Source organism: Streptomyces sp. rh34 (assembly GCF_002551245.1).
GTDB lineage: Bacteria > Actinomycetota > Actinomycetes > Streptomycetales > Streptomycetaceae > Streptomyces.
This window is the reverse complement of sequence record NZ_NTGZ01000083.1, coordinates 19,638-28,384: the sequence shown is the minus strand read 5'-3', so window position 1 is coordinate 28,384 and position 8,747 is coordinate 19,638. Positions and strand designations below refer to the sequence as shown.

The window sequence follows — 8,747 nt, the reverse complement described above, 5'->3', positions numbered from 1 at the left end:
AGTCCCTGCGGCGCGGCGCTTCCCCGGGGCCCGCTTCGGCGGCCGGGCGCTCCCCGGCGATCACGGAGTGTCGCGCTCCCTCAGCACGAACGTACGGCTGCGCCGGTCTTCCGCGGGCGGGGCGGCCGGCGCGTGCCGCAGGAACTGCTGGGCGGCCACCTCGGCCACCTGGGGCAGGATCTGCTCGAACGCCTCCATCGTGGGCACTCCCTTGGCCGCCGAGTGCAGGGAGGCCCGCCCCCGCCGCAGCGTGGCCGGCATGGTCGCCTCGACCATCTCGGTGAGCCCGACCTCCGCCGCTCTGCTCTGGTGGTCGGCACGGTTCCACGGCACGACCACGGTCACCCAGGGCCGGTTCTCCGCGTCGAAGGCGGCGAGCCTGCGGCGGTGGTCCTCGTTCATGAGAGCCCAGCGGTCGACGAGCAGGATCTCGGGGGTGCTCGGCAGGGCCTTGGCATCGTGCCGGCCCTCGCCGAACGAGGCGATGGAGGGCTGGTAGTTGAGGGAGCGCACCAGATCCTCGGCGGTACGGGCCAGCGGTCTGCCGGCATTCGGATGGTAGGGGTTCCAATCCTGCGGACTGTCGCCGTAGTACTCCGGGCTCCGGCCTTCCGGCAGATCGTGGCGGGTGGGCGCCGCGATGGTGATCCGCATCGGCCGGGAGGTGCCCACTTCGACGCCGGGGGAGCCGAAAGCGCTGGGCGCGAGGCGGTGGTCGACGGGCCGGCCGGTGCCGATGCGGACCGAGCCGGCGACGCTGACGATGCGTTTGGCCAGTTCGTAGACGGCCTGTTCGTATTCCTCGGCGTAGCGTCTGAGCTTGATCAGGCCGTAGAGGCCGTCGCTGGCGTACCGTTGGCCGAGATCACGGTGGTCGTATCGCAACCGTGCTGCCACGGGAGGCAGTTGGCCCGGTGGTACCGGCGTCCAGAGCGCCGGGACGATGGCCTCGGCGGGCTGGTTGGAGCGGGCGCGGTGGTGGATGGCGCGCTGTTCGAAGGCGTACCACTCCTTGCCGCAGATCTCGCTGGCGAAGTAGCGCGGCGAGAGCCCGCGGGCGCGCCCGCGGGTAAGTCGGTCATGGCCATCACGTGGCCGCAGAGGTCCTGGAAAAGCCGTTCGACCCACATATCGGGGTCCGTGCCGCCACCGTTCCCCGGCGTGTGGGCGTAACTGAGAAAGAAGTACGGGCGACCGTCCACCCCCTTCTTCTGCGCGGGCTTCTGCACAGGAAGGTCTTGAAATCGGTTCCTGGGCGCGGAGGGGGCGAAGCCCTCCGGATCAGCCGCCGCAGGAGCAGGAGCAGGAGCAGGAGCAGGAGCAGCAGCAGCGGGATCGGCCACGGGTTCCTGCGGGGACTCGGCAGTGGAGGTCGCCTCGCGGCCGGCCGGTTCGCGTGTTTCGGCGGGGAGGCCCAACGCGTGCAGGACACCCGCCGACACCTCGCCGAAGGGTTCGGGGTCCACCGGAATTCCCGTGGCGGCCCCGGAATCCGGCACGGCGGCCGAAAAGCGTTTCAGCGAGCCCGAGTTGCCCTTGAAGAACCGGTCCACGGCCCTGTTCAGACGCCGGGCATCCCGGGCGCCGAGCCTGGGCATGAGCTGCTCGCGCGTACCGTCCCTGAACCGCAGAACGGGATGACCGCCCGCCTGCGCGGCCTCGGTGACGGTGACCAGTCCTCCGACAACGAACTCGGCCAGGTCGGCGGGTGTCGCCTCCGGGACCATGCTCTGCCGCACGACCCGGAGCACGTCGACGCTCACCTGTGGATACAGAGAGCACAGCACCGCCAGACGGACCGCACCCGGCGAGGCGCGGTACAGGTAGGCGTCTGTGAGTGACCGGCCGCTGATCGGGCCGGCTCCCCCCTCGGTCTCGTCCTCTTGCGCCATCTGTTCGACGAGCCCCGGCGCGGGCAGCAGCAGTGCTTCGCAGCCCGCGGGATCCGCGAGCATGAGGGTGCGGGCCCAGCGGCCGACCGCGTGGGGTGACAGGGAGCTCACGGGGACGGGCAGCCAGTCGCGGTCGGTGGTCCCCGGAAACGCGTGATCCATCAGGAGTGTTCTGACGAACCGCAGTTGTGCGTTGGTCGCGCCGGGTGTCCCGGGTGAGACCACGCGCACGGCGGGAAGTCCCATGCCCGTCTGCCGCCAGATCTTCGACGGCAGCGGGTTGAAGAGGACGGTGGGCACGGAGTCCGACCACGTACGGAGCTGGTTCCACTGTGATCCGTCGCGCCACGAGGCCGACGCCCAGTCGGAGAAGACGAACATGAGCCGTCGGGGCCGTGCGGATCTCCCGCCGCCCTCCTCGACGCGCTGACCCCCGGGGCCGTGCAGCGTCGGTGTGCTCTCCGGGAACGGGTCCGCGTAGAGCTCGCGGACCCGAAGGGTGCGGAACACACCGGTGCGGGCCAGGAGGCGCACCAGTTCGTCGGCCGTCCCGGCCCACACCGCCATGGTCGGTGACCGGTCGATGACCACGGTCGCGTCGAACCAGCGCTCCGGTTCGCCGGAGAACACGGGGGTAAGCTCACCGACGCGCGCGTAGTCGGCCACGGTCGCCGTCATGTCCAGCCGCTGCCTGCGCCCGCGCGGCCATGGGCGTTGCAGCGGTTTCAACGCCCGGGCCAGCTCCCTGCCGTGCGGTAGGGAGCCGGTACGGGGCAGGGACGCACCGACCGCTCCCGAGCCGGGCGCACCGCCCCTCCAGGGGAGGTGCAGTGAGCTCCTCCGCGCGGCCTGATCGGTCTCCGTTACCCGGCTGTAGGCCGTCGGTGGCACGTCGGCCGTCGGTGGCACGTCGGCCGTCACCGGGGCGGGCGGATCCTCCCGCGCGGCCTCGTCGCTCCCCGCGCCGCCTCCCGGTGGGGGGCCGGCGCCCTGGGCCGCGAGCCAGAGGATCTCGGCGATCCGCACCGCGTCGAGGTCCCTGTCCAGACCGCGCAGTGAGGCGACGACGGCGCGCAGCCCTTCTGCCCGCTCATGCACCGGACAGGTTCTTCATCAGCAGGCCGATGAGTGCGCTGCGCTCCGCTGCGTCCATCTTCGCCGGTCCGTCCAGCAGGTGGATGGTGCTGAGCAGCTGATCGATCGCGAGAGGTTCTCTGTCGCCCACCCGGCGGACGAAGTCGTCGACGAGATCCGCGAGCGGACCCGATTCGGGTACGTCGAGCCGGAGGTGTCGCCGCACGACTTCCCGGACGAGTTCAGGTGTGGGGTGGGGCATCGTGTAGCGCAGGCATCGCCGCAGGAACGGCGCGGGCAGCTCCTGCTCCCCGTTGCTGGTCATCACGATGAAGGGGAATTCGGTGCACTGCACATGACCGCCGCGCACGGGGTGCGTGGCCTCCTCGCCGGACATCCGCAGGTGAGCGAGGTCCTGCCCTTCACGGCGCAGCTCCTCGATGCGGAACTCACCGCGCTCCAGGACATCGAGCAGATCCCCGGGAAGGTCCAGATCCGCCTTGTCGATCTCGTCGATGAGGAGCGCACGGGGCCGGTCCGACGGCAGCAACGCCGTGCCCAGCGGCCCCAGGGTCATGAACGCCGCGATGTCGTCGGTGCCGGCATCAGCCGCACCGGCGCGCGTCCTCTCCTGCTGCAGTCGGTGCGCGTGGATGCGCCCGAGGGCGTCGTAGTGGTACAGCGCGTCCCCGAGCGTGCTGCGCGAGGTCACATGCCAGCGCAGTACGGGGCCGAGCGCCAGCTCCGCCGCGACCTGCTCGATCACGGTGGACTTGCCCGTGCCCGGACTGCCCGTGATCAGCAGGGGCCGGCGCAGGGCGAGGGCCGCGTTGACCGCGTCGACCAGTCCTTCCGGCGGCTCGAACAGCCCTGCGGACGACACGCGGGGGAAGGTCCTCCACGGTGGTGGGTCGGGCAGACGGGTCTGCGGCCTCACCACGCCGTCGCCCCGGTAGTACGGACTCCACGTCATGAGGCTTCCTTGATCGTATTCTGGACAGGGGGAACGGTGGCCCTCACACGCCGGCAGAACCTCAGCCACTCGCGGTCGTCCCAGACCGCCCGGAGATCGGCGAAGTGACCGGCGTGCTCGCCGCGCCACTGTTGCCGGTAGGCGTGGCCGAGCCCTTCCGGCATGGTCAGCCACCGAGGCTCCAGACAGCTGTGCCGGCTGGCGGGGAACCCCTCCACCCCCTGCGGCCAGAGCAGCACCGGGGTGTAGGAGAGGAGGATCTCCATCAGCTGGTCGTCGAGGCCGGTGTGGTGCATCAGGCCGATGCCCCGCCGGTAGTGCCCGTTGCGTAACCGGTCCTGCAACGGCGGGCGGTCGACCGTGTCGGTGTCGTCCAGCCAGTCGACGGGTACGCCGGTGCAGGCGGCGATCTCCTCCCACCGCTCGCTCACCGAGCCCTGGATACGTCTCAGCAGGGGATCGGGGGTGAGCCGTCGGCTCCAGTGCAGTACGACGTCGTACTGCACCCCGAAGCGGAGGGCCCGGCCGGCCTCCTCCGGTCGCCATTCCAGCAGCACCGCGCTCGGCACGGCGATGTCGAGCCGGCGCAGTCGCAGCCCCAGGGCCTCCGCGTGCGCCTCGGCCCAGTCGGCCGCTTCCTCGATCGCCGCCTCCGCCCCTCCTCGGTCCACCGTGGGGCAGCTGAAGTCCCGCCGGTCCAGCAGTTCACCGTTCTGGAGGAGCCACGCGCTCACCGCCTCGGGCCAGCCGCCGGTCAGCGAGGAGTCGAGGCTGACGGCAAGCCGCAGCTGGTGGTCCTCCCGGTCGTCGAGGGCCTTGGTCACGGCGTCGTTCAGCTCCTGCTGGGCGTCCACGGACCGTGCCCAGGCGAGCAGTTCGGGGGAGCCCAGGTCCTTGCCGGAGGCGAGGCCGAGGCGCACAACGAACGCGGCGACCGACGGTTTGCCGTCCCTCCGGGTCACCGGATGGTCGAAGACCAGTTGGTCCACGATCGCGATGTCGGTGAACTCGGGCAGAGCAGAGGGCAAGGCGCGGCGCTCCGACGCGAGCAGGAGGCGCAGGGCGTGGCGCAGGCGGGCCGTCGTCAGCTCGCCGCCGAGCCAGTCACGGAGGAACCCGACGGTCCGCAGCGCGATGAGCAGGAAGCGGACTGCCTCCTCGGCCCGGTCACGGGCCGGGGACGGGCGGAGTCCTTCGAGTAACTCCAGACTGCCGAGCGCGGACTTCACGTCGTGCGGTACGGCCGGGGACGGTACGTCGGCGGCGAGTGCGCCGAAGGCCTCGGCGAGGTCCGCGCGCGCCATCGGCCCGACGAGCCCGCCGGCGGTGTTGTGGACCCGCGTGTTGTGAGTGACCCAGACGCGTTCCCCCGCGAGCGGCTCACCGTCGTGCTGGGAGACCGTCACGTCCTGGCCGACGACGGAACCGCGCAGCGCCCCCTGCACGTCGTCCACCCCCAGCCGGGGGCCCGCTCCGGGAACACCGTCACGTATCAGGCGGGCGAGCTTCCTGGAGAACGAGAGGTCGAACGCCTGCTGGCTGACCGACGACGCCATGAGCACGGCGAGCCGGGTGCGCCCGTTGCCGGCACCGCCGGTGAGGTCCTGCCCCGGAGGTGCCGCCCCGGCGGCGTGGCAGGTGTCGACGATCCCGAGCACACTGGGGATGTCGGGCTTGTTCGCGGCGGCCGCGAGCAGTTCGCCCACGTTGACCGCCCGCTCGGTCGCGTCCTCGGCGGAGTCGTCCCCCATCAAATACAGCGTGTTCGTGCTTCCGGGCACGAACCCGTGCCCCAGCAGCGCGAGGACGAGTGTCGCCCGCTTGTCCTCGGCGTACCGGATCGCCTCGACGATCACCTTCCGGATCTCCGTACTCGTCAGCCCATCGCCAACGATCAGGGAGCTACGGTCGCCGGGGAGGCCCGGCGCGCAGTCGCCCAGGTCAGGGTGGGCCAGCGCGTCGTACAGCGAGGAAGCCGCCTCACCGAGGCGGGTGAGCTTCTGCATCGAGGAGCACTGAGGCGCCACGACGAGAAGATGGCGGGGCCCCTCACTCATGAGGCGGACCGTCGCTCTGCGACCGTGAGGGCTTCGGCGACGGGACCGGCGACGGCAGCCTGGGCCAGGTACTTCTCGGCGGAGTGGACCCAGATCCCGTCCGAGTCGATGCGGCTGCTGCGGGGAAGCACCCCGGACGTGTTGGGCAGCACATCGCGTTCGAGCAGGGGGCGGACGGCGATGATGTCGTCCTTGTCCCAGAAGTTCAGCCATCGTTCGACCCGCTCGGGTGTGCGCGGCGGCTGCGGAAGGAGCCTGGGCCGGACGACCGTACGCATCGAGATCGGAGACCCGAGGGTGACGAGGAGGGGGACGGTCCCCTGACGCTCGTGCAGTGCCTCCAGCGCGACAACGGTTCCGAGGGAGTGCGCGACCACGACGGCGGGACCATCCCCGAGCGCCTCGTGCACACGGTTCCGTACGCGGCTGTCAAGGGTCAGCCCCGAAGCGTCCTGCTCCCCGCGCGCCAGGTAGCGCGACACCTGAGTGAGGCCGTTGACCATCAGCTTGGGTGTCACCCGATGCGCGACTCCGCCCCACGGCTTGAGCGACATGAGGGTGGTCGTCACGTTCAGCGCCCTGCGCAGCACGGCCAGGCTGCCCTGGGCCTGACCGCGCGTGCCGGCCTCGGCGCGCGCGTGGGCCAGAATGCCCGCCCGGTGCTGCCGCTCGCGGTCGTGCGGACCCTCACTCGTGGGGTGCGCGGACGTGTGTCCGGCGACCAGTTCGACGAGGAGCTCGGCGAGGAGCTCGCTCGCCTCGCCCTCGGCACGCGCCCCGCCGCTGCCCTGGGCCTCGGGGGGTGCGTACAGGTCGGCGTAGTTGACGAAGGAACAGATCCCCGCGTCCGCGCCGGCCAGCCGCTCGGCGACCGCCGAGTGACCGGCCGCTCGCATCCCGCGGGCCAACGAGTCGATCCACGAGGCCAGTTCACGTTCGGTGTCCCGAAGCGGGCCAATTCCGTGGACGAACACCAACCGCGGCACCATGCGTACCTCCCCCAGGCGTCGTTCGCCCGAGCGTACCAATCGGCAGGTCGGGAAGTCGGCGGACGTGAAGGTCCGGGCGCCGCCCGTGATCTCGATCAGGAATCGCCCCGCCGGGCTGCGGCGACGGCGACACCGCCTGCTGCGATGAGAACGCCGGCCACGGTCGCGCCGGCGGTGACGGAGCCCGTGACGCTGGGGTGCTGCCAACACAGGTACACACTGCCTGCCGTCAACATCAACAGGACGAGGCCGCAGAGCAGCGCAACGAGCATGGTGTGCAGAGTCATCGATGGTTTCCGATCTTCCTGTGCGGCGGGCGGGCGTGCGCGCCCTGTGCGGCTCGGCCCTGCCCGACCGGGGCTGCCGTGCCGCAGTCTCAGCAGGAGAACCCTCCCGCACGGTGCACCGCTGGGACGGAGTCGGACGCGATGGGACGCCGGTGCCCGTATCCGGGAAGGGCTGGGACGTCCAGCACCGTCCTGCAACGTCCCATCTCGGCCAGGGGACTGGGGCCGTCCCGCAGCGGTTGCCTAGCCTGGCCACCTGCCCCTCCCGTGCGAAAGGCCCGACGTGCAGACAGAAGTGGACCCCCTCCAGGCCTTCGCGACCCAGCTTCGGTATTTCAAGATCGAATGCGGAGACCCCAGCCTGGCGAAGATCGTACGGCTCTCGGCGAAGTACAAGCCCGAGCTCTCCAAGTCCACCGTCGGCGACGTGCTGAACGGCAAGAGAATGCCGGGGGTCGACGCCACCATGTCGCTCATCCGCTCGCTGATCTCGAACGACGACTCCTCCGCACCGGTATCGCGTGACGACCCTCGCCTCAAGGAGTGGCGCACGCGCTGGAGTACCACGAAGGGCCAACTGGACGAGATCCGTAGAGCGGCCCGCACGCGCCCCACGCTCCCGCCCCCCGGAGCGGCGGCGCAACCGCCCCCTGCGTCGGCAGAAGCAGCACCCTCTGCCACGACAGCTGAGGAGCGACGCGCTCCCCTGTCTTCCGAGGCGCCGTTCCGCCCCACGACCAGAGAGCTGCCTGTACAGAGGGTTCAACGTCTCCGGGCCATGCTGAAGGAGGCACTCAACGAGAAGGATGCGCAGGGGCGGAAATGGGCCGATGCCCGCTGCGGCTGCTACGCCTTCTTCGACTACGACGGCGAACCCCTCTGGGTGGGTCAGACGAGTGAGCGACTTGGGACGCGCGTGCGGCGCCACCTGGTGACCCAACGTTCCGATGCGGTCGCCATGGGGCTCCTCGATGTTCAGGAGGTGGCGGAGATGGAGCTGTGGCCTCTGTGGGACCTGGACGGGAGGGACAGGAAAGCCACGGCCGGGCCGCTGCACCGACTGGAAAGGGAGGTGTACGTCCGAGCCGCGCAGACGAGTCGCTTCGGCGCGCTGCTGAACGAGGTGGTCCCGGCCGCAGCGGAGCGCGTGGCCCTCCCACCATCCAAGCGATTCTCACTCGTGGACGAGCAGACACGGTCGGAGCAGGGGCACGCGGACCTGCGTATCGCCCGTCGGGCGGCGACGGCCGCCCGTCTCGCCTCCCTGTTCGTGGAGCGCGGCTCCGTGTCGGACGGAGCTCGTCGTGCGCTGGTCCTGCAGGCAGCTCGGCTGACCCACCTGACAGCCACCCACCTGGCCTATGTGCAGGGCCGCCCCGACCCCGCCGCTGGGCTCATCAACGTTCCCGAGCTGCTGGGCGACGGCCAAGGCCCTGACAGCACGGGAAGATAGAAAAGCGCTGTTCAGGGCCTAC

At 70.8% G+C, this 8,747-nt stretch carries 7 protein-coding genes; 1 reads left to right on the top strand and 6 read right to left on the bottom strand.

What is annotated here, in order from left to right; all coding sequences use genetic code 11:
- Positions 1-60: 60 nt before the first annotated feature.
- From fsxC to CR470_RS17460, 6 genes are all read right to left on the bottom strand, one after another.
- The gene (gene fsxC / locus CR470_RS17480; RefSeq protein ID WP_257138740.1) at positions 61-897 is read right to left on the bottom strand and encodes an FxsC protein; all 837 of its coding nucleotides are present in this window, start codon (positions 895-897) and stop codon (positions 61-63) included.
- A complete protein-coding gene (locus CR470_RS40555) occupies positions 825-2,990 on the bottom strand; it encodes an SAV_2336 N-terminal domain-related protein (RefSeq protein WP_257138739.1) in 2,166 nt (721 codons plus the stop codon). Before CR470_RS40555 ends, fsxC begins: the two co-directional genes overlap by 73 nt.
- On the bottom strand, positions 2,983-3,939 hold the full coding sequence (locus CR470_RS17475; protein WP_097868527.1) for an AAA family ATPase: 957 nt from the start codon (positions 3,937-3,939) through the stop codon (positions 2,983-2,985). The genes CR470_RS40555 and CR470_RS17475 overlap by 8 nt, the downstream gene beginning before the upstream one ends.
- Positions 3,936-5,996, bottom strand: a complete 2,061-nt coding sequence (locus CR470_RS17470; RefSeq protein ID WP_097868526.1) for a hypothetical protein — start codon at positions 5,994-5,996, stop codon at positions 3,936-3,938. The genes CR470_RS17475 and CR470_RS17470 overlap by 4 nt, the downstream gene beginning before the upstream one ends.
- On the bottom strand, positions 5,993-6,985 hold the full coding sequence (locus CR470_RS17465; RefSeq protein ID WP_097868525.1) for an alpha/beta fold hydrolase: 993 nt from the start codon (positions 6,983-6,985) through the stop codon (positions 5,993-5,995). The genes CR470_RS17470 and CR470_RS17465 overlap by 4 nt, the downstream gene beginning before the upstream one ends.
- A gap of 95 nt (positions 6,986-7,080) precedes the next feature.
- On the bottom strand, positions 7,081-7,272 hold the full coding sequence (locus CR470_RS17460) for a hypothetical protein (RefSeq protein ID WP_097868524.1): 192 nt from the start codon (positions 7,270-7,272) through the stop codon (positions 7,081-7,083).
- Between the two features lie 283 nt (positions 7,273-7,555).
- On the opposite strand from CR470_RS17460, the gene CR470_RS40070 reads away from it, so the two are divergent.
- Complete coding sequence (locus CR470_RS40070) at positions 7,556-8,725, top strand: hypothetical protein (protein WP_218923769.1); 1,170 nt, start codon at positions 7,556-7,558, stop codon at positions 8,723-8,725.
- Positions 8,726-8,747 lie beyond the last annotated feature (22 nt).